At 63.6% G+C, this 20,405-nt stretch carries 14 protein-coding genes; 10 read left to right on the top strand and 4 right to left on the bottom strand.

Annotated elements, in window-relative coordinates:
• Positions 1-275 precede the first annotated feature (275 nt).
• Positions 276-1,016, top strand: coding sequence for a GntR family transcriptional regulator (locus LDO54_RS23680; protein WP_224013133.1), 741 nt, complete (start codon positions 276-278; stop codon positions 1,014-1,016).
• Between the two features lie 105 nt (positions 1,017-1,121).
• Here LDO54_RS23680 and LDO54_RS23685 read toward each other — a convergent pair whose 3' ends face one another.
• On the bottom strand, positions 1,122-2,438 hold the full coding sequence (locus LDO54_RS23685; RefSeq protein ID WP_224013107.1) for a calcium-binding protein: 1,317 nt from the start codon (positions 2,436-2,438) through the stop codon (positions 1,122-1,124).
• 509 nt (positions 2,439-2,947) lie between these two features.
• On the opposite strand from LDO54_RS23685, the gene LDO54_RS23690 reads away from it, so the two are divergent.
• The 3 genes from LDO54_RS23690 to LDO54_RS23700 all read left to right on the top strand — a co-directional run bounded on the left by LDO54_RS23690 (position 2,948) and on the right by LDO54_RS23700 (position 7,755).
• Complete coding sequence (locus LDO54_RS23690) at positions 2,948-4,063, top strand: sugar transferase (RefSeq protein WP_224013108.1); 1,116 nt, start codon at positions 2,948-2,950, stop codon at positions 4,061-4,063.
• Positions 4,064-4,237: 174 nt separating this feature from the next.
• Complete coding sequence (locus LDO54_RS23695) at positions 4,238-5,458, top strand: polysaccharide biosynthesis/export family protein (RefSeq protein WP_224013109.1); 1,221 nt, start codon at positions 4,238-4,240, stop codon at positions 5,456-5,458.
• A gap of 56 nt (positions 5,459-5,514) precedes the next feature.
• The gene (locus LDO54_RS23700) at positions 5,515-7,755 is read left to right on the top strand and encodes a polysaccharide biosynthesis tyrosine autokinase (RefSeq protein ID WP_224013110.1); all 2,241 of its coding nucleotides are present in this window, start codon (positions 5,515-5,517) and stop codon (positions 7,753-7,755) included.
• Positions 7,756-8,177: 422 nt separating this feature from the next.
• Here the strand turns inward: LDO54_RS23700 and LDO54_RS23705 are convergent, their stop codons facing one another.
• On the bottom strand, positions 8,178-9,248 hold the full coding sequence (locus tag LDO54_RS23705) for an acyltransferase family protein (RefSeq protein ID WP_224013111.1): 1,071 nt from the start codon (positions 9,246-9,248) through the stop codon (positions 8,178-8,180).
• Positions 9,249-9,617: 369 nt separating this feature from the next.
• On the opposite strand from LDO54_RS23705, the gene LDO54_RS23710 reads away from it, so the two are divergent.
• The 6 genes from LDO54_RS23710 (at position 9,618) to LDO54_RS23735 (ending at position 16,733) form a co-directional block, all read left to right on the top strand.
• Positions 9,618-10,721, top strand: a complete 1,104-nt coding sequence (locus LDO54_RS23710) for a glycosyltransferase family 4 protein (protein ID WP_224013112.1) — start codon at positions 9,618-9,620, stop codon at positions 10,719-10,721.
• On the top strand, positions 10,709-11,926 hold the full coding sequence (locus tag LDO54_RS23715; protein ID WP_224013113.1) for a glycosyltransferase family 4 protein: 1,218 nt from the start codon (positions 10,709-10,711) through the stop codon (positions 11,924-11,926). The genes LDO54_RS23710 and LDO54_RS23715 overlap by 13 nt, the downstream gene beginning before the upstream one ends.
• A gap of 99 nt (positions 11,927-12,025) precedes the next feature.
• Positions 12,026-13,423: a hypothetical protein gene (locus tag LDO54_RS23720; RefSeq protein WP_224013114.1), complete on the top strand. Its 1,398-nt coding sequence runs from the start codon at positions 12,026-12,028 to the stop codon at positions 13,421-13,423.
• Positions 13,420-14,718: a polysaccharide biosynthesis protein gene (locus tag LDO54_RS23725; protein ID WP_224013115.1), complete on the top strand. Its 1,299-nt coding sequence runs from the start codon at positions 13,420-13,422 to the stop codon at positions 14,716-14,718. The genes LDO54_RS23720 and LDO54_RS23725 overlap by 4 nt, the downstream gene beginning before the upstream one ends.
• Before the next feature lie 18 nt (positions 14,719-14,736).
• Positions 14,737-15,636, top strand: coding sequence for a glycosyltransferase family 2 protein (locus tag LDO54_RS23730; protein ID WP_224013116.1), 900 nt, complete (start codon positions 14,737-14,739; stop codon positions 15,634-15,636).
• Positions 15,633-16,733, top strand: coding sequence for a glycosyltransferase family 4 protein (locus LDO54_RS23735; protein WP_224013117.1), 1,101 nt, complete (start codon positions 15,633-15,635; stop codon positions 16,731-16,733). The genes LDO54_RS23730 and LDO54_RS23735 overlap by 4 nt, the downstream gene beginning before the upstream one ends.
• Before the next feature lie 81 nt (positions 16,734-16,814).
• On the opposite strand, the gene LDO54_RS23740 is transcribed toward LDO54_RS23735, so the two are convergent.
• Both LDO54_RS23740 and LDO54_RS23745 read right to left on the bottom strand, forming a co-directional pair.
• Positions 16,815-17,984, bottom strand: coding sequence for an SGNH/GDSL hydrolase family protein (locus LDO54_RS23740; RefSeq protein ID WP_224013118.1), 1,170 nt, complete (start codon positions 17,982-17,984; stop codon positions 16,815-16,817).
• A 63-nt stretch (positions 17,985-18,047) separates the two neighbouring features.
• Positions 18,048-20,402 (bottom strand): condensation domain-containing protein, encoded by a 2,355-nt coding sequence (locus LDO54_RS23745; RefSeq protein WP_224013119.1) that lies wholly within the window; start codon positions 20,400-20,402, stop codon positions 18,048-18,050.
• Positions 20,403-20,405 lie beyond the last annotated feature (3 nt).

Consider the following 20,405-nt stretch of genomic DNA (forward strand, 5'->3'; position numbering starts at 1 on the left):
CGCGATTATACAAAGGCGCCGAGGCGGCTCCGCGGGCGCCGGGAGGCCGGTGCACTGACAGACGCACTATTGGAGCGAGGTCAATACGCAGGCGTGCCGCACTGCCGATAATTTCGCCGATCATGCGCGAAACCAAACTGCTCACTCCTTCTTCGCCGTCAACGCTTGCGAGCGCCGATGTGCAAACAAACGCACAGCCCGCCGCGCCGTTGACGCCGCCGCTCGCTTCGTCTGCGCCGCCTGCCGCAGTTTCCGGGTTCTCCTCGTTCTCCACGCTGTCGCCGACGCCGCTGCGCGCCGCGCCTGGCGGCGCCTCGCGCGCCGATCGCGTCTACGAGAATCTGCGCGAGGACATCTTCGAACTGCGCCTGCTGCCGGGCGTCTGGCTGACCGAAGCGGCCGTGGCCGCGCGCTTCGCGGTCTCGCGCACGCCTGCGCGCGAAGCGCTGCAACGGCTGCAAGGCGACGGCCTGATGCGCGGCTACGTGCGCGGCGGGTGGGAAGTCGCGCCCATCGACTTCAGCCGCTTCGACGATCTCTACGAAATGCGCGAGCTGATCGAGACCTTCGCGATCCGCCGCCTCTGCGAGCGCCACGCGCGCGGCGAGCGTGCGGCGATGCAGGCGCTCGACGCGCTGGGCGCGATCTGGCTCGTGCCGGAGGCGGCGCGTCTGACCGATGCGCGGCGCGTGGCGGCGCTCGACGAGGCGTTTCATCTCGCGCTCGTCGACGCCGTGGGCAACGCCGAACTCTCGGCGGCGCTGCGTCGCGTGACCGACCGCATCCACGTGGTGCACCGGCTGGGCTTTGTGTACGGCGAGCGCGTCGGCGAAACCTATGCGGAGCACGCCGAACTGCTCGACGCGATCCGCGCGGGGCGCGCCGGAGCCGCCGTCGAGCTGGCCGAGCGCCACGTGCGGCGCTGCCGTGCCGAGATCTGCCGCCTCGGCGCGCAGCGTCTCGAACTCGCGCGCGACGCGCTGGCTTACCCGGAAGGGGAAACTGCACAGGGGTGAGCGCGCGATGCGTGTCAAACGTATCAAAGCCCACGCACCGCGTCAGCGAATTTCAATTTAGTTTGCCATCCGAACTAATGAATTAGGCTGACGAATTGAGCGCATTCAGGTTCCCGGCCGATCGGCGGGCGTAATCTCCAGCAGGATCACGTGGTCGGGCACATTCACCGTGAGTTGCCGCTGATCGCGATGCGTGGTCAGCGGTTCCGCCGACACCATCGGATCGTACACATCCACGCGGCGCGCGTTCGCTCCGAAATCCAGTTTCACCGGCGCGGGCGGACTCTCCAGCGGCGTGCCATTCGCGCGGTCCCAGATCAGCGTTTCATTCCAGAGCGCGAGCACGAAGCGGCCGTCCTTTTTCTTCAGCAGAAAGCTGTTCGCCGAAACCGGCATATCGCTGAGCGTATAGGTCAGCGTATCGCGCGCGGCCGCACTCGCGCGATGCGGCGTAGTCGTGTTGAGAATCGTCGTGAGATTGCGGATTGAATGCGCGACCCGTTTCGGGCTGTTGTCGTTGCGGAACATGCCGTAATGCATTTCGGCATTCTTGTTTTGCGGATCGGGTTTCTGGTCGAGCAATTCGTAGACGAAAAGCCGCTTCACGCCGGCCGCCGCCGCATCCATATAGCCGTTGAGCACGCCTTTGGCCTGCGTCGGTTCGTCCACGCCCAGCATGTACCAGCCCGATTGCGGCATCGAAAAATAACCGAACTCGGTGACGACGACCGGCAATTCGAACTTCTTGACCGAGCCGAGCGCGGCGGGCAGCCAGCGATCGCCGTTCGCGTTGTAGCTCGGCTGTTCGCCGTTTTGCGGATAGAAGTGGGTATTCGAATAATCGGCGGAACTCGCGCGCGTGTCGACCAGCTTCGGGTCATAACCGGTCAGGTCGTAGACCGGTACGCCCGCGAGCGCGGACGCGTTGCGCACGCGCGAGTAGATCTCGCGCTGCAAGGCGAGTCCGGCGGCAGCGCCCTTCAGGCCGTTGTAAGTCACGGGAAAGTTATCGACCTCGTTGAAGCCCTCGATCGACACGACGCTGCCCGGCACGGCCGTATTCAAGGCCACCGCCTGGTCGATCGCCTGGTCGATGTTCGTGCGCATGAGGAAATTGAATTTGACGCCGCGGCGCGCGAGATACACATAGTTGTCGAACGGCGGTGTGCCGGTCGGCATCATGTCGCGAACGTGGCGAATGCCGAGCCAGGCGAGATCGTCGGCGACGTTGTGCACGTTCACGTACGCGCCATCGGTGTAATTGACGTGCGTGTTGACCGCGAGCGTGTCGATGAAATCCTGCGCGGGCATGGCGCGCACCGCGTCGGCGTGCGCGGCCGATCCGCCGAGGCTCGCGGCAAGGCCGGCAACGAGACTGAAGGCGGCGAGCGGCGGGCGGGCGGCGGCCAGAGAGAGCTTCACGGCGGATTCCTCGCAGGATGCGGTTTGCCGACATTCTGCTGCGCAATGGCCGCCTGAGTGTGTGCGTCGGCGAACGGATCGGCATTCCGCAGAGGATTGAATCGCGCGCGTCGTTCGATGTGTCGTCAAGCGAACGGCACGCGGAAATAATTGCGTCGCGAATAATACGGATTCCTATTAAATGGAATAAACCGGACTGAACGATCGCAGCGGGGCGCGAAAACACGCGGCGATATGTGCGAGACCGTACATATCGCATTGGCTGCGCGTGGCGTGCTACAGGGCATGGGCGCGTCGCGATGACGAGGCAGCCACGATCACAAATCGTTGGTGGGATTGCGCACGGTTTGGCGGTTGTACACACCTTAATGTGTTGTCGTGGCCAGGCGGGGTGGGCGAGGTACGCGCCTGCAATACCCGGGGCACAGAGAGAGCGTGCGTTCGCTCTCCGAGGACGACCACGTCAGACCCAAAACGTCTGATGAACACGACACGCACTGGGGTAGGACATGTCAGATCTAACGCAAGGGCCTCAGCTGACACAAGGATCACAGCTGACGCAACGGTCGCAACTGACGCAACGCACGGTCGACGTGGTGCTGATCGTGCTGGGCGCCGTTTGCGCCGTACACCTGAACCTGAATTTCACGCAGATCGGCGCGGCGCATCATCCCGATCCGACGTTGGTGGCGTTCTGCGCGGCGCTTGCGCTTTCGGTGTTTCCGGCTTGCGGCACGTATGGCTCGCGTGGCAGCCGCTCGATTTTCAGCGTCGCGGGACGCACGGCGCTCGCGTGGCTCGCCGTGCAGCTCTGCGGCCTCGTGCTGCTTTACGCGATTCATCACGATCATCTGCTGCAATTGCCGTGGTTTATTTACTGGACGCTGACGACCGGCATTTCGCTGATGGCGTCGCACACGCTGTTCTTTTCGGAGTTCAGCGTGCTGCGTCTCACGCGCGCCTGGTGGCATCGCGAACCGATCGAACTGGAAATGGGCTCGGTGCGCGCCGCCGTGGTCGGCCACGCGCTCAAGCGCATGTTCGACATCGTGGCCGCGCTGAGCGCGCTGATTCTGCTGTCGCCGCTGCTGCTCGGCGTGGCGCTGCTGGTCAAGCGCGATGGCGGCAAGGCGCTCTATGGCCATATGCGCGTGGGGCGTCATGGCAAGAAGTTCCGATGCCTGAAATTCCGCTCGATGGTGATGAATTCCGAGCAGGTGCTCAAGGATCTGCTCGAACGCGATCCCGAAGCGCGCGCCGAATGGGAACGCGAATTCAAACTCAAGAACGATATTCGCGTGACGCGCATCGGCCGCTTTCTGCGCCATTCGAGTCTCGACGAATTGCCGCAACTCTGGAACGTACTGCGCGGCGAAATGAGTTTCGTCGGTCCGCGCCCGATCATCGATCAGGAACTCGAACGCTACGGCGACGCGCGCAAGTATTACCTGATGGCGACGCCGGGCATCACGGGACTCTGGCAGGTGAGCGGCCGCAACGATATCGATTACGCGACGCGCGTCTCGCTCGATGTCTTTTACGTCATGAACTGGACCTTCCGCCGCGATATCGGAATTCTGTTTAAAACGTTTTTCGTCGTGATTCGCGGCAGTGGCGCGTATTGAGCCTGGTATCGAGATTGATATCGAGCGGGATTGAAGCGCATATCGACATTGGGAACACCGGCTTCGGGAAACGGCTTCAGCAGGGGAAATGAGTGGCGCGCTTGCGCCAGGCGGACCAGGTATCCGCGTCACACGGAATGACGCGGAACATGGGCAACGGATGGGGGTAGGTCAATGGAAACGAACGCGAAGAAATCGATCGCCGCGGGCGCGTTGCGTCGCGCGGGCTTATGGGTTGCCTGCCTGACGATGGCCGGGCTGGGCGGCTGCGCGCTTGCGCCGGGCATGACGTACGCGCCCGCGGCCGGCGCGTCGACTGTGGCGGACACGGGCGCCGCGCACACCGGCGCAGCGCCGGGCTCGGGCGTGCCCGACAGCGTGGTGGCCAAGGGCATCGCGGGCGCGCCGTCCGGCACGCTCGTCGAGATCACGCGCGACCTGGTGACGAAGGAAGCGGCAGCGCGTCCCACGGGCATTCCCGACGACGTGCACAAGCTGTTCTCCAAAGCCACGCCGTACCAGATCGGCCCAGGCGACATTCTCAGCATCGTGGTCTGGGACCACCCCGAACTCAATCTGCCCATGTCGGGCGGCGGCGGCGACGGCAGCGGTACCGGCGCGAGTTCGGTGTCGTCGGGTTATACCGTCGATACCGATGGCTTCATTCAGTACGCGTATATCGGGCCGCTGAAAGTCGAGGGCCTGTCCGAAATGGGCGTGCGCGATGCGCTCGCGGACAAGCTCACGAAATACGTGCGCAAGCCGCAGGTCACGGTGCGGATCCAGACCTATCGCAGCAAGCGCGTCTATCTGGACGGCGAGGTGAAAACGCCGGGCGTCGAAGTGCTCAACGACCGGCCGATGACGCTGCCCGAAGCGATCAATCGCGCGGGCGGCTTCACGAGTAATGCCGATCGCTCGCAGGTCGCGGTCACGCGCGGCGATTCGACGGTGGTCGTCGACATGCCGGAAATGATCCGCAAGGGCTTCAATCCCGACCGCATCATTCTGCGCGACGGCGATCTCGTGCGCGTCTTCGGGCAGGCCGACAGCAAGGTATTCGTGGTGGGCGAAGTCGAGCGCCCCGGCGGCGTGATGTTCAATAACGGCCACATGTCGCTCAACGAAGCGCTCGGCAACGCAGGGGGGATCAACCAGTCGTCGGGCGACGCGTCGCAGGTCTATGTCGTGCGCGGGCGCGACACGAGCCAGCCGACGGTGTTCCATCTCGACGCGAGCAGTGCGTCGGCGATGGCGACGGCCGACTCGTTCCAGCTCAAGCCGAACGATGTGGTGTTCGTCGATACGTCTTCACTCGTGAAGTGGAGCCGTGTCATCAGCCTGATATTGCCGACGACGCAGGCCGCGGCGGCAACCCGCGCGGTCGGCTACTGATCCCCGCATGAATGCGAAGCGCGCCATTGGGCGCCTTCGTCACGGAGAGGATAAAAATGAATCAGCGTGACTATTTGCTTGACGGGCCGGCCGACGCGATGATGCCGATCGCGCCCGAAAGCGGGCATATGGGCAATCTGCTCGATACGCTCTATGCGGGCCGCAAAACGATCCTCGCTGCCACGATCGTGTGCACGCTCGTCGGTTGCGTGTATGCGTTGCTGGCGGCGCCGGTCTATGAATCGGACATGCTGATCCAGGTGGAGCAAAATCCGAACGCCGCGAAGTCGGCGCTGGCCGATTTGTCTTCGCAATTCGCGGTCAAGACCGAGGCGTCGGCGGAAATGGAAGTGTTGCGTTCGCGGATGGTCGTGTCGGCCGCCGTCGACGCGACCAAGCTGTATATTCATGCGTCGCCGCGCTATTTTCCGGTCGTGGGCCGCTGGGCCGCGCAGCATCTGAATCTGTCGGGCTGGTCCGGCTGGGGCGGCTACGCATGGGGTGACGAAGCGATCGACGTGCCCCGTTTCGACGTGCCGGCGCGCCTGCAAGGCCGGCCTTTCGTGCTGACCTACCAGGGCGAAGGCGCGTACACGCTGACCTTCGGCGGCAACACGCTCGAAGGCAAGGTGGGCCAGCCGCTGCACGCGGAGGTGGTGGGCGGCACGATCGATCTGCTCGTGAACCGCATCGAAGGCCAGACCGGCACGGTTTTCAGTCTCTCGCGCAGTTCCGAGCTGAGCGCGATCCAGCAACTCCAGACGTCGCTGGCCATTTCGGAAAAAGGTAAGGAATCCGACGTGATCGGCGTCGCGCTCGATGGCGACGATCCGGTGCTGACGAGCACGATTCTCAACGCGATCGGCAACGAGTACATCCGGCAGAACGCGCAGCGCACCCAGGAAGAAGCGCAAAAGTCGATCGCCTTTCTCGACAAGCAATTGCCGCAACTGAAAGACCAGCTCGAAAAAGCCGAGAACGAATACAACACGTTCCGCTCCGAGCATGGCGCCGTGAATCTGGGCGCCGAAGCGACGTCGCTGCTGCAGAGTTCGGCGCTGGCACAGAGCCGCCTCGCCGATCTGCGCCAGCAGCGCGCGCAATTGCTGGCCCGTTTTACCGACGACAACCCCGCCGTGGTCGCCATCAACGGGCAAATCTCGGAAGCCGAAAAGGCGATGGTCGAACTCGCGGGACAGACGCGCGCCTTGCCGCCGCTCGAACAGCATCTCGTGCGGCTGCAACGCGAAGTGACCGTCGACACCAACATCTACACGAACCTGCTGAACAATCGCGAGCAGATGCGTCTGCTCAAGGCGGGTCGCGTGTCGAACGTGCGCATGATCGACGCGGCGGTGCCGTCGGAAGGCCCGATTCGCCCGAAGCGTGCGGTGCTGGTGATCGCGGCGTTCTTCACGGGGCTGTTCGTGGGCGCGGCGATCGTGCTGGTGCGTCATCGCCTCAAGCGCGGCGTGTCGATGGTCGACGAAATCGAAGTGGGCACGGGTCTCGCGGTGTTCGCGGCGGTGCCGCGCAGCCGACTGCAACACACGCTCACGCGCCGCGTGCCGAACGGCGCGCCCGGCGCGAACACCGTGCTCGCGCATACGGCGGCCTTCGATGCCGCGGTCGAAAGCCTGCGCAGTTTCCGCAGCGCGCTCGAATATTCGCTCGCGAATGCGTCGAATCATGTCGTGCTGCTCGCGGGACCGACGCCGATGGTCGGCAAGTCGTTCGTCTCGGTGAATCTCGCGGCCGTGTTCGGCGCCTCGGGCAAGCGCGTGCTGCTGATCGACGCCGACTTGCGGCGCGGCTCGCTGAATCTGCACACGGGCGTGCCGAGCAGCCCCGGCCTGACCGATGTCGTCGATTACCTGCAGGACTACGATCAGGTCGTGCATCGCCAGGTGATGCCGGGCGTCGACTTCGTGGCGACGGGCGGCTATGTGACCAACGCCAGCGAACTGCTGCGCCAGGACAGCTTCAAGGATTTCGTGGACTGGGCCAACGAGGCCTACGACCTCGTGCTGATCGACGCGCCGCCGGTATTGCCGGTCGCGGACGCGGGCATCATCGGCCAGCTCGCGGGCACGGTGTTCGTGATCGCGCGCCAGGGCACCACCAGCGTGGCGGAATTGCGCGAGTCCGTGCGCCGCTTCGAGCAGGTTGGCGTGCCGATTCGCGGCGTGATCTTCAACGACATGACGGCGCGTCCTGGCCGCTACGGCGATGCGTATGCGTCATACGGTTATTCGAGCCACGGCTTCGCGAAGGATGCGGGGATGACGCAGCGTTGAGAGGGGATTCAAGGCCGGCGTGATGCGCCGGTCGTGAACGTTAGACGAACAAGCCCACCACGGTTAGCCGGGTGGGCTTTTTCTATTGGGTGAATGCGGTGATGAGTTTGAAAGCGCAGAACGCATCGTCACGCCCTGTGTGTCCGACTTTCGCCTGGCGCGCGCTTATCGATATGAAGAATCGCTTCGCGAACTGATGCGTCGTTGACCGCACGATTCAACGACTGACGCGTTGTATTGCGATGTGCAGCACGTCGACTCGTCCGCACAAAGCGTCGCTCGACAATTCGCGTCGATCGCTTCTGAACATCGCACGCGAACGTAAAAAAGCCCGACGTACAACACGTCGGGCTTTTCAAAACGGACCTATCGTCGGATTAAATTGCGGCTTTCCGCTACGCCAATACGCTGTGCGAAAAGCTTCAGCTCAGCGCCGTTCCGCGCATCTGCGAACGCTTGCCTTCGAGTTTCGAAAGCAGCGGTTTCTCCAGATACCAGTGAACGCCCAGCGCGAATATCACAGCGAACATCGCGACAAAAGCGCCAGCCAGATAAAGGCTCAATGTCGTATGAAACGCACCGGCCTTGATCGCCTTGGCAAATACGTTCATCCAGAACAGGTGCGTGAGATAAAGCACATACGAGGCATTGCCCAGCGTCGTCAGCGCGCGCCCGATGAAGCTGCGATCGTCCTGCACGTGCAGGAACAGCGCAACGAGCAACATGGACGGCAGGCCCCACGCCCACCATCTGAACGAGGGCGGCAGGCCGAAGGTGGCGCTATCGGGCGAAGCCGCAGACGCCCACCAGAACAGCGCGACGCACGCCGCCAGCAGCGCTTGCCACGTACGCCGGCCCGGCGCAGGCAGATGCGTGCTGATCGCGCCCAATGCAATGCCAAAAATAAACTCGACGACAAGCGGGCTGCCGTAATACTGCGCCTGCGCCGTCGCGCCGGCTTTTTCAAGCACGAATGGCACAGCGGCGAGCAGCGCGACGATCGACAACGCGCGCAAGCGCTGCCACGGCAGACATAACACCGCGGTGCAGACGAGATAAAAATAAAGCTCGTAAATCAGCGTCCACGCCACGCCGAGAATCAAACCCGACGATGTCGTGGGCGGCAGCAGGAATATCGACTCGATCATGCCGACGGCGTCCAGCTCGACGTGTTTAAACGCGAGCCCGCTGCCGGCCAGCGTCACCAGAATCGCGAGGCAAGCCCAATAAGACGGGAAAATGCGCGTGAGACGCCGCGAGAGGAATCGGCGCGCCGACGTTCGCGCGGAAAAGCCGCCCGTCGTGTGCCACATCACCAATCCGCTAATGACGAAAAAGATATCGACGCCGCACGCGCCGACGCGCGTCGCCGAAGCGGAAGCGATGGCCAGTGGACTGCCCATGGCCTCTTCGAGAATGTGATGGGCCAACACAGCGAAAGCGGCGTAGAAACGCAGATGCTGGAGGCCTTGAAGTCGGGTATGACGTCCCATGAATGTCGTCGGTGAGTTCAGCCGGGAATGGAAGGCGTCGCCCGGAATGGAAGGGGACGCTTTTACGCATTCGTCCAACTCGGAAACCGGCGGCGTAACGGAAATCTGCAGAGCAATTATAGAAATGTCGATATTTAAACAATCGAATTAACTGTTCCGCTACGTGGTGCGCGTCACATTGCGCAAACAATGTAAACCGTGCTTCGCGAAATAGCACGACATGAGCGTAGCCGAACATTCGACGATGGGAAGATCGTCCACACTCGCACTCATACCAATTGCATGGTGTGGCTTGTCGAATCCGGTCGTGTTGCGGTGGCTGCGTGCACGGATGATGCCGGGACATGAGCGATGCCCTGGACCGATCCAATGAAAGACCTGCTTGTTCCCAATCTGCTGATCAACGGCCGTTTTCTCGGGCGGCGCGCAACCGGTGTCGATCGCTTTGCGTTCGAAACCATTCGCGCGCTCGATCAGATGATCGAGTCGCGCGACCCGCGTGTGGCCGGATTGCGCACCGAGATTATCGTGCCCGAGGCGCTGGCAGAAATGGCGAATCCATTCAGGCACGTTGGATTGCGTGCGAGCGGCAAAGGCGGCGGTTTGCGTTGGGAACAGATTGCGTTGCTCCACGCCGCGCGTGGCCGGTTGCTGCTCAACCTCTGCAATTCCGGGCCGCTGCTGTATCGCCGCCAGGTCACGGTGCTGCACGACGCTGCGCCCGCGCGCGTGCCCGAGAGTTACAGCCGCTCGTTCGTCGCCTGGTATCGGCTGATGGCGCCGCGTATCGGTCAGGTCTCGCAGCGCGTGATTACGGTGTCCGAATTCTCGCGGCGCGAATTGTCCGATGCGTACCGGATTCCGGCGGGCAAGATCGGCGTGGTGTACGAAAGCGGCGAGCACATGCTGCGCGTGCAACAGGACGAAAGTACGGTGACGTCCGCGCTCGGTGCGCGGCCTTTCGTGCTCGCGGTGGGCAGCCTCAATCGTCACAAGAATTTTCAGCTCGTGGCCGACGCCGCGCGTCTGATTCGCGACGCGCAATTCGACATCGTCGTGGTGGGCGGCGGCGATGCCAAAGTTTATGGAAGCGGTCAGGACGCGTTGCCCGAGTTCGTCAAGCATCTCGGCTATGTGAGCGACGGCGAACTGGCGGCCTTGTATCGGCGCGCGGCGTGTTTCGTGTATCCGTCGCGTTACGAGGGCTTTGGGTTGCCGCCGGTCGAGGCGCTGGCGCTCGGCTGCCCGGTGATCGCCTCGCGTTTGCCCGCCGTGCAGGAAGCGTGCGGCGATGCCGTGCTGTACACGTCGCCGGACGATCCGGTGGAGCTCGCGCGCCTGCTCGAACGCATCACAGCCGATGCCGCGCTGCGCGCGAACCTGCGCGAACGCGGCCGCGCACGCACGGCGGAGCTGACGTGGCACGCCACCGCCGTCAAGCTGATCGAGGAGATTTCGCCGTGGCTAATGTAACGCTTGCCTCCACTCTCGCGAACGACCCGCGCCGCTTTGGCCGCGTCGCGCTCGTGCATGAATGGCTGGTCACCTATGCGGGCTCGGAGAAAGTCGTCGAGCAGATTCTTCAGCTGTTTCCGCAAGCCGATTTGTTCAGCGTGGTCGACTTCTTTCCCGAAGCGCAACGCAGCGTGCTCGGCGGACGTCACGCGAAGACCTCGTTCATTCAACATCTGCCGCGCGCGCGTTCGTCGTTTCGCAGCTATTTGCCGCTGATGCCGCTCGCGATCGAGCAATTCGATCTGTCTTCGTACGATCTCGTGATTTCGTCGAGCCATGCCGTGGCCAAAGGCATTTTGACGGGACCGAATCAGGTGCACGTGAGCTACGTGCATTCGCCGATTCGCTATGCGTGGGATCTACAGCATCAATATCTTTCCGAAGCCGGTTTGCAGCGCGGCATGAAAAGCTGGGTCGTGCGCATGCTGCTGCATTACATGCGCATCTGGGATCAGCGCACGGCGCATGGCGTCGATGCCTTCGTCGCCAATTCGGCCTTCGTCGGGCGGCGCATTCGCAAAGCGTATGGCACCGAAGCGACCGTGGTGTATCCGCCCGTCGACGTGGAGCGTTTCGAATTGTGCGAGCAGCACGAGGACTTTTATCTGATCGCCTCGCGCATGGTGCCGTATAAGCGCATTCCGCTGATCGTCGAGGCGTTTGCGGCGATGCCGTCGAAGCGGCTCGTGGTGATCGGCGACGGCGCGGATTTCGACCGGGTCAAAGCCTGCGCCGCGCCGAACGTGACCTTGCTCGGCTATCAACCCGATTCGGTGCTCGTCGATCACATGCAGCGCGCGCGCGCGTTCGTCGTGGCGGCGGAAGAGGACTTCGGCATTTCGGTGGTCGAAGCGCAGGCGTGCGGCACGCCGGTCATCGCGTTCGGACGCGGCGGCTCGCGCGAAATCGTGGTGGATTCGGCGGACCCGGATCGCGGCACGGGGCTGTTCTTCGGCGAGCAGAGCGTCGAAGCGATCGTCGATGCGGTCGAGCGTTTCGAACGCCAGCCCGCGCTTAGACCAGACGTGTGCCGCCGCAACGCCTTGCGCTTTACGGAGGAGCGATTCAAGCAGGAGTTTCTCAGCGTGGTCGAGCGCGCGATGGATGCGGGCAAGGGCTTCACGGATACGCCTCAAGTCGTGCGGCGTTGGCAGTCGGCTTGACAACGTGTCGACGCGCGCAACGCAGGTGAATTCGGGCAGATGCGATAACGACATCGCGCGTGCGCGACCGGCGAGCGAACGCATTTTGGGGGCAGGGAAGTGGAACTGTCGATATACGGTTTGATCGTGTTCGTCACGGGACTGGTGGCGCTTTATGTGTCGCATCGCTGCGCCATTTACGCGATGGCGGTGTTTGCGCTGTTCGGCAGCACGCTCGCGCTCGGTCTGGGCGGCGTCGGGATTTTGCCTGCGCAACTGTTCCTGGCGTTCTTCGCGATCCGCGCGTTCAATCTCGCCGGCGGCAAGACGCTCGCCGATGCGGTCTCACTCGACAAGCCCGGCTTCTGGCTGCTGTGTACCTGCCTGTGGGGCGTCGTCGGCGCGATCCTGCTGCCGCGTCTGCTGCTCGGCTCGACGCTCGTGTATCCCGTCGACCGCAGCAGCCAGGAAGTGCTGCTTCGGCCGCTTGCGCCGGTGTCGGGCAATCTGTCCCAGTCGGTCTATTGCGTCAGCGACGTCATCGTGTATTGCGCGACCTACGCGTTCCTGAAATATCGCGGCGTGTATTGGACGCTGGCGAGCGCGATCTTCGTGCTGGCGTTTCTCGACGTGATTGCCGGTTGCCTCGACATCGTTTTTCATACGGCCGGTATCGATGCGATGTCCGCGATCAAAACTGCGCAATTCGCCGATCTGACCGGCGAGGAAATGGGCGGTCTCGTGCGCATCAGCGGCACCTTCAGCGAGACGTCCGCCTATTCGGGCTTTACGCTGCCGCTGTTTATCTTTTGCCTGAATCTCTGGCTCGTGGGTTACCGCACGAAAATCTCGGGCGCGCTCTCGCTGGCCACGGGCATCCTGCTGCTGTTGTCGACGTCGGGCACGGCCTATGTCGGGCTGGCCGCCTACTCGGGCGTGCTCGTGTTCAGCCGTCCCGGCGTGATCTCGCGCGCGGCCATCGTGCGCAAACAGCGGCTCTGGGTCATCGGGGCCTGCGCGGGACTGCTCGTCGTGCTCTACGTGATTTTGTTCCTGCCGAGCGTCGCCAATGCAATCACCGATTTCTTCGACACGGCGGTGTTCAGCAAAGCGGGCAGTTCCTCGGGTGTGGAGCGGATGGGCTGGAACGCGCAGGGCATCACCAACTTCCTCGACACCTATGGCCTCGGCGTCGGGCTCGGCAGCATTCGCACTTCCAGCTTTCTGATCGTCGTGCTCGCGAATCTCGGCGTGGTGGGCGTGGTGTGCTACGGCATGTTTCTCGGCACGTCCTTGCTGACGCCGATTCCCACCGCGTATGGCTTCACCGAACGCGCGGTCTGCTACGCGGCGCGTCACGGCATGATCGCAACCTTGATCGTGGCCTCGGCGTCCGCAGGCGTATTCGAACTGGGCGCGCCTTTCTATATTTTCGCGGCGGCGGCGGGCGCGCTTTCGCCACGTATGACGCGTCGCGCGATCGCACGCGGACGATGGGTCTCTCAGGGGGGATCATGAAAAAGCTCGACACATCGCTGTCGAAACTCGATCTGTTCGCCGTCTATCTGTCCTATGCGTTCCGCTATCTTTATCCGCTCGTCCTGATTCCTTACTACGGGCGCGTGCTGGGCGCGAACGGCTACGGCGCGGTGCTGGCCGGCATGTCGCTGTCCAATTCGCTCTGGCTGCTCGTCAACTTCGGCCTGGCGACCGTCGGCGGACGCGAGCTGGTGCAATCCGATCACCCCGGCAAAAACGACCGGATTTTTCGCGAGCATTTCACGGCGCGCCTGTTGATCGGCGTGCCTGCGGCCGTGATCGGATTGATTGCGGCCTTTCGCTCCGAAGTGATTTCCAGCGTGCCCGGCGCGCCGTATTTTATTGTCGTCGGCGGGATTCTCGCGGCGTTCAATCTCGGCTGGTATTTCGCCAGCACGGGCCGCGTGCGCACGAGCATGATGATCGAAGTGATGGGCCTCGTGATGTCGCTCACGCTGCTGATCGTATTTATTCGCAAGCCTGCGGATCTCTCGCTGGTGTTTCCGCTGACCTTCGCGTCCGGCGTCGTTCAAAACGGAGTGGCTTACTGGCTGGTGCGCAGGGAGTCGACAGGATTTCTCGCGCCGGTGCGCGCGGCTTTCGCGGTGATCAAAAGCTCGACCACGATCTTTCTCTATAACGGCACGGCGGTGCTGATACTCGCCGCGTCGACCTATATTTTGTCGCTGATGGCTTCACCCGCGGAGGTCAGCGCGTTCGGCATATCGGAGCGTTTGATCGCTGCCGCCATGGGCATCATGGTGCCCGCCGCGCAGGTGCTCACGCCGAAAGTCATGTTTCTGGTCGCGCACGACGAGGCCAGGGCCAACTGGCTCGCGCGGCGCATTCTGGCCGTTTTCCTGTTCGGCGCGATTGTCGGCGTGATCGTCACGAGGACCTTGTCGGAATGGATCGTGCCGCTCGCATTCGGCCATGAATTCCGCCCCGCCGTGCCGATTCTCAACGTGTTGGTATTCGTGCTGCCGATCAGCGTGTGCACGCGCGTATTGGGCCTCTATTTCATTCTGCCGCGCAAGCTCGAAAGACTGCTGTTGTGGACGGGCTTCGCGAGCGCGCTCCTGAATCTGGTCGTGGCAATTCCGCTGGCGAATTATCGCGGTGCGGAAGGCATGGCCGAAGCGCGCTTGATCGGCGAAACGGCTTTGCTGGCGATGCTGATATTCGGGGTCTGGCGTGCGGGGCTGCTCGGCGGATTTTTCGGCAACGGCAATGCGGTGTCATTGGATGCGCGATTGGCGCGCTCGCGCGATTAAGCTCTCAACGGGAAAAAAATGAATTCGGTACCCTTCGACAAGAAGCCAAAAGTCTGCGTGATCTTCCCGACGCTCGGGCGTGCGGAAATTCTGCCGCAAGTCGTCGGTTTCGTGAGCCTGCAAACGGTGAAGCCCGATCTGGTTATCGTGTCCTGCGTCTCGGATGCGGACATCGGCGATTTGCAGGCGCAGCAGCCTGGCTTACTTGTCATCAAGGGGCGAGCTGGCAGTTCGGTGCAACGCAATCACGCGTTGAATCACGTGCCGGCCGATTTCGACGTGGTGATTATCCTCGACGACGATTTCCTCATGCACGAGCGCTGGATCGCCGAGACGCTGAAAGCGCTCGAAACCGATGCGTCGATTGCCTGCGTGACCGGCACGGTGCTCGCGGACGGCATCCACGGTCCGGGCTACTCGTATGACGAAGCGCGCGCGATTGTCGCGACGACCGACGATCTGCCCGCGTCGATGCGTATCACGCCGACGGGCGGTCCCTATGGCTGCAACATGGCGTTCCGTTGCAGCAGCATCGCGGGCCTGCGTTTCGACGAACGTCTGGTGCTTTACGGCTGGCAGGAGGATCGCGATTTCGGCGGCCAGATCTGGAATCGTGGCGGGCGCGTCGTGCGGATCAATACGGCCGTGGGCGTGCATATGGGCGTGAAGCGCGGACGCGTGTCCGGGCGCAAATTCGGCTATTCGCAGGTGATCAATCCGCTTTATCTGGTGAAAAAGAAAACCATGCCGTTGCGCGACGCGCTGCGTCACGTGCTGCGCAATGTGGTGAGCAACGTCCTGCGCAGTTTCGTGCCGGAGCCGTGGGTCGACCGGCGCGGCCGTTTGCGCGGCAACTGGATCGGCGTCTGCGATTTCGTGCGTGGCCGCCTGACGCCGGAGCGTGCGGAAAAACTATGAAGACGATTGCATTCAACGGCAAATTCTTCGGCGCGGCGCCCACGGGCGTGCATCGGGTCGCCGAGCAGCTCGTGGCGGCCACGGACGCCTTGATCGCCGCGCATGCGGGCGGCGATGTCGATTACGCGCTCGTGGTGAGAGATCATGTCGACGTTCCGCGCTACCGCAATATCGCGTGCATTCGCGAAAGCCGCTGGGCGCGCAAAATGCATCGCATCGCGTGGGAGCAGTGCTATTTTCCGTTGGCGCGCCGACGCGATTTCATTCTCAATCTATGCAATCTCGGGCCGCTGCTGCATCGCGATTCGGCGACGATGATTCACGACGCGCAGGTGTATTCGTCGCCGGATTCCTATTCGCTGCCTTTCCGGCTTTGGTACAAGTTTCAATATTTCTTTATCGGCAAGCGTCACAAGATCATTTTTACGGTTTCGGAATTTTCGAAACAGGAACTCGTGCGTTACGGCATTGCCAGCGCGGACAAGATCGTCGTGGTGCATAACGGTTGCGATCACGTTTTTCAGGTGCGTCCCGACGATACGCAGATCGCGGCGCTGAAACTCACGCCCCGGCGTTACGTGCTCGCGCTCGCGAATACGCAGCCGCACAAGAATATCGGCGTGTTGCTGAAGGCGTTTGCCGATCCGGCATTGAGCGATTTCGAACTCGTCCTGTTCGGCGTCGCGACGCGCGCCGATTTCGAAGCGCTCGGGCATCGGGTGCCGTCTAACGTGCGATTCGCGGGCCGCGTGAGCGACGCGCAACTCGTCGCGCTCATGATGCAGGCGGGCGCGCTGGCGTTTCCTTCGCTCACCGAAGGATTCGGCTTGCCGCCGCTGGAGGCGATGGCGCTCGGTTGTCCGGTGATCGCTGCGCCGCTGGGCGCGCTGCCGGAAGTGTGCGGCGACGCGGCGAGCTATGCCAATCCCTTCAGCGCACCGGCATGGCGCACGCAGATTCTCGCGGCGCTCGACGACGAATCGGCGCGGCAAGCGATGATCGCGGCCGGATACCGGCAGGCGGAGAGCTTCACCTGGCAGGCGGCGGCGCGCCATCTCGTGGACTCGCTGAAAGCCGTGACCGGCGCGACGCGTTGAAGCCATGCGCGGGGCGTGAGTCCGGTCGGTCGATGGCAAATTTGCGCCTGCGCTGAGCGGGCGCACCGGTAAAGGCCGCGATTAGGGATTCGTCGCGGAGGAGAGCGGCGGCGCCGAACCGGGCTGGCCGCCCGTCGTGTTGAGCGCGGCTGCGCGTGTTGTCGTCGTGTCCGCAAAACCCGGCTGCAAAAAGCCGATGACCTGCGCATCCGTGATCGGCTCGATATGCAGCCCGAACGCGGCGTTCAGCGTCCCGACCAGGTGTTGCGCCCACAGCGTATTCCAGACCACGCCCGCGTGGCCGTCGGCCAGCACGGCATTGTGCGGATCGTCGCCGTCGGTATTCGTGATGGCCCAGCCCGGCGCGAGCCGCACGGTCTTGTACACCGGGCGGCCCTGGTCGTCGCGTTCGCCCCAAAGACTTCTGAACCAGGCGCGGTCGTCGAGGAAGACGACGTTGTCGTTCGCCGCGGCCAGCTTGCGCAAGCCGTTGTCGTAGCGATCGAGGCCGGCGTCGATGTTGGCGATCTCCGCGGCCGATTGCCAGTGATCGAATTCCACCGACCAGTCCGCATTGCTGAGCACGCCCACGAGGACGATGCGCGTTTGCGGATGATGGCTGCGAATGAGCCCGACCGCCTCGCCGACCGCGCTAATGCACGCGTCGGTCACCGCTGCGGGACGCGCGGCGTTGCGATCGTGCGCCCACGCGTCGAGGATGTCATGCTGACCGATATCGTTCACGCCGATGCGGATCAGCACGACGGCATGGCTCCACGCCTGCGGGTCCGTGTCCATCAAGGCGACGAGACGGCGTGCCTGACGCTGCGAACGGCCCATCAATTGTTCGCACGACGCGCCGCTCACGGCGAAGTTGTACTGATAGTCGGTCTTGCGCGGCGAGCGCGCGCCAAGGCCGAGTTTGTCCGCGACGTACGCCTCGTACTTGTTGCTGCCCCATACGCCCCATTTGCCGAAGTCGATCTGGTCGCCGCGCAGCCGCGCGAGCACCTCGGTCCATTGCCACGTGGTCGCGCGCCATGCACCGCCGCGCTGGCCGTCGTAATAGGACTGGCTGTCCGAGTCGCCGAGCACCGCGATATTCACGCGGCCGGCGGACGCGGGCGAGCCGCTGACGGCGTCGGCGGATTGCTGCGCCGTCACGGTGGCTTTCGCGAACAGGATGCCGCCGAGCGCCAGCGCGCCGCACGCGGCGGCGACCAGGATCGTTCGCAAGGAAGCATGGGTCATTTCATCTCGCCGGGGCCGGTGTGAATCCTGGACAGGAATCCTGAATAACGGCCTATGCAGGTTTCAGGAATGCAGCGCCGCGTCGTCCGATGCCTGCGCAGCGGCTTCGACGCCGCTCGCTCCGATACCCGCAAGCCGCTCGCGCAACTGTTTGCCGATCACAGCCGTGCCCGCGGCCCGGAAGATCTGGTCGTGCATGCCTGGCACTTCGGTCACGATCGCCTTGCCCTTCAGCGCGGACTGCCAGCCGAGGTCCCACGCGAACAGACGTCCCTTGAGCACCTGCGCGCTGCGGAAAATCTGCACTTCGCCGTCGTAAGGCGCAGGACGGTAACGCGCTTGCTGGGCCAGCAGATACTCGATGTACCAGCGGTTCTCGGCCACCTTGTGCTCGGAAGCGTCACCCTTGATCAAGCCGAGTTTGAGCGCGAAACGCGCAATGCCGAGCGTGCGCACGATCCGATATTGTTCGAGAAACGACACCATCGAGATTTCGCCGCGCATCGCCTTGCGGAAGTCGCGCGGAATGTTGTCGGCGCGCACCTGCATTTTGCGGATCTGGCGATCGAGCCAGCCCATGCCTTCGCGATAGCCGGGGCACCACGAGTCGTTGAGCACGACCAGCTCCACGGTTTCGCCTTCGCGCCGGAGTTGATGCGCCGCTTCGAGCGACAGCGCGCCCAGCACGCAGTGGCCCATCAGGATGTATGGGCCGTGGGGCCGCGCGAGGCGGATCAGTCGCACGGCATCCGCCGCGAGATCCTGGAAGGCGCGCGGCGGGAACTCGCGCGGCGGGCCTTCCGGCACCATCGGAATGTCGAAAAACGGCCGGTCCGTGCCGATCTGCTGCGCGAGGCCGTACAGCACGGCGGTGTTGTTCAGCGCGATCACGGGCGTGCCCGCCGCGTCTTCGTTGAAGCGGACGATGTTACGCGCCTTCGCTTCCATCTCCGCCTGGCTCATGAAGCCGCTGTTGCCGACGCCCGCCGCGAGCGGCGCGGGCGCCTGAACGGCAGCGGTTTTCGAAACCGGCACCGGCGCCGAGATCTGCACGCGCTCCAGCATCTCGCGCCATGTTGCGAGATGCGCGTCGATGGTCTCGACATCGTAGAGATCGAGATCGCCTTCGCACGAGATGCGCCAGCCTTCGGGCCGACGCACCATGAAGAAGTTGAGGTCGTAGAGCGCGCCCGCGTTGAACGACGGCGAGGTGGTCGCGGCGAACGCATCGCGGCGCACCTCGTCGCCCATGCCGACGAAGCTCTGCTGCAACGCGAAGTTCACCGAGCACAGCGGCGGGCGGTCGGTGTCGGACGCTTCGCCCGCCATCTCGCGCATTTCCTCGAACGGCACGTGCAGATGCTCGATGGCGTCGCTGAGCTTCGCGCCGCACTGCGCGATCACCGAAGCGAGCGTGCTGCCCGGCGCGATGTCGAGGCGCAGGATCACCGTATTGATCAGCGGCCCGATCACGCCTTCGAGTTCCTGCTGATCGCGCACGGACATTTGCGTGCCGATAGCAATTTTTGCCACGCTCGCAACGCCCGCACCATCGGCCGCTTTTTGCAGCGCCATCGCGAGACTCGCCGCCGCGACGCTGAATAGCGTCACGCCTTGCGCCTTGGCCGCGGCGATCAGATGTTCGCTCAGGTCGAGCGGCAGCAGGATCGAGCGGATCACGCCCTGGAAGCGCCGTTCACGCGGACGCGCGCGGTCGCCCGGCACGTCGAAGCGGCTGAAGCCGTGCAGCTCGCTGCGCCAGTGCGCGCGCGCCCGATCGAGCGCGCCGCTCGCGAGGAACTCCTCTTTCCACAGCGCGTAGTCGCCGTGATGGAGTTCGACGTCGGGATAATCGGCGTCCTTGGCCGCGTGCAGCGCGGCGAGTCCTTCGACGAGTTCGCGCACGAGAATCGCAAACGACCAGCCGTCCATTACGAGCGAGTGGAAGGTCAGTTGCAGCTCGCCTTGCGTCGCGGAGCGCGGCAGCCACACGGCGCGAAAGTAGGAGCGCGACGCGAGGTCGAACGGCGTGCGCGCCTGCTCGCCGCCGACGCGCTGCGCTTCGGCCTGCGCGGCCTGATCGTCGAAGCCGGTCAGGTCGATCACGTCGAGACGGAAGGGCGCGTCGCTCCACACCTGCTGGCGCAGCCCCGCGCCCGTCATCAGAAAGCCCGTGCGCAGGATTTCGTGGCGCGCGACCAGGTCCGCGAGCACCTGTTCGAGACTCGCGGCGCTCAGCGGCCCCGACAGTTGCAGACGGAACGCGATGTTCAGCGCGGACGCCTGCGTCGAGGCCTTCTGCTCATGCCAGAAGCGCGTCTGGCAAGCGGTCGCCGGGAACAGCGCGTAGCCGCTATCCAACGCTTCCGCCTCATCGGCTGCTTGCGCCGGGGCGATCTTCAACGCTATCCCGTTCATCGC

It is taken from the genome of Paraburkholderia tropica, from assembly GCF_914484835.1.
Taxonomy (GTDB): Bacteria; Pseudomonadota; Gammaproteobacteria; order Burkholderiales; family Burkholderiaceae; genus Paraburkholderia; species Paraburkholderia tropica_A.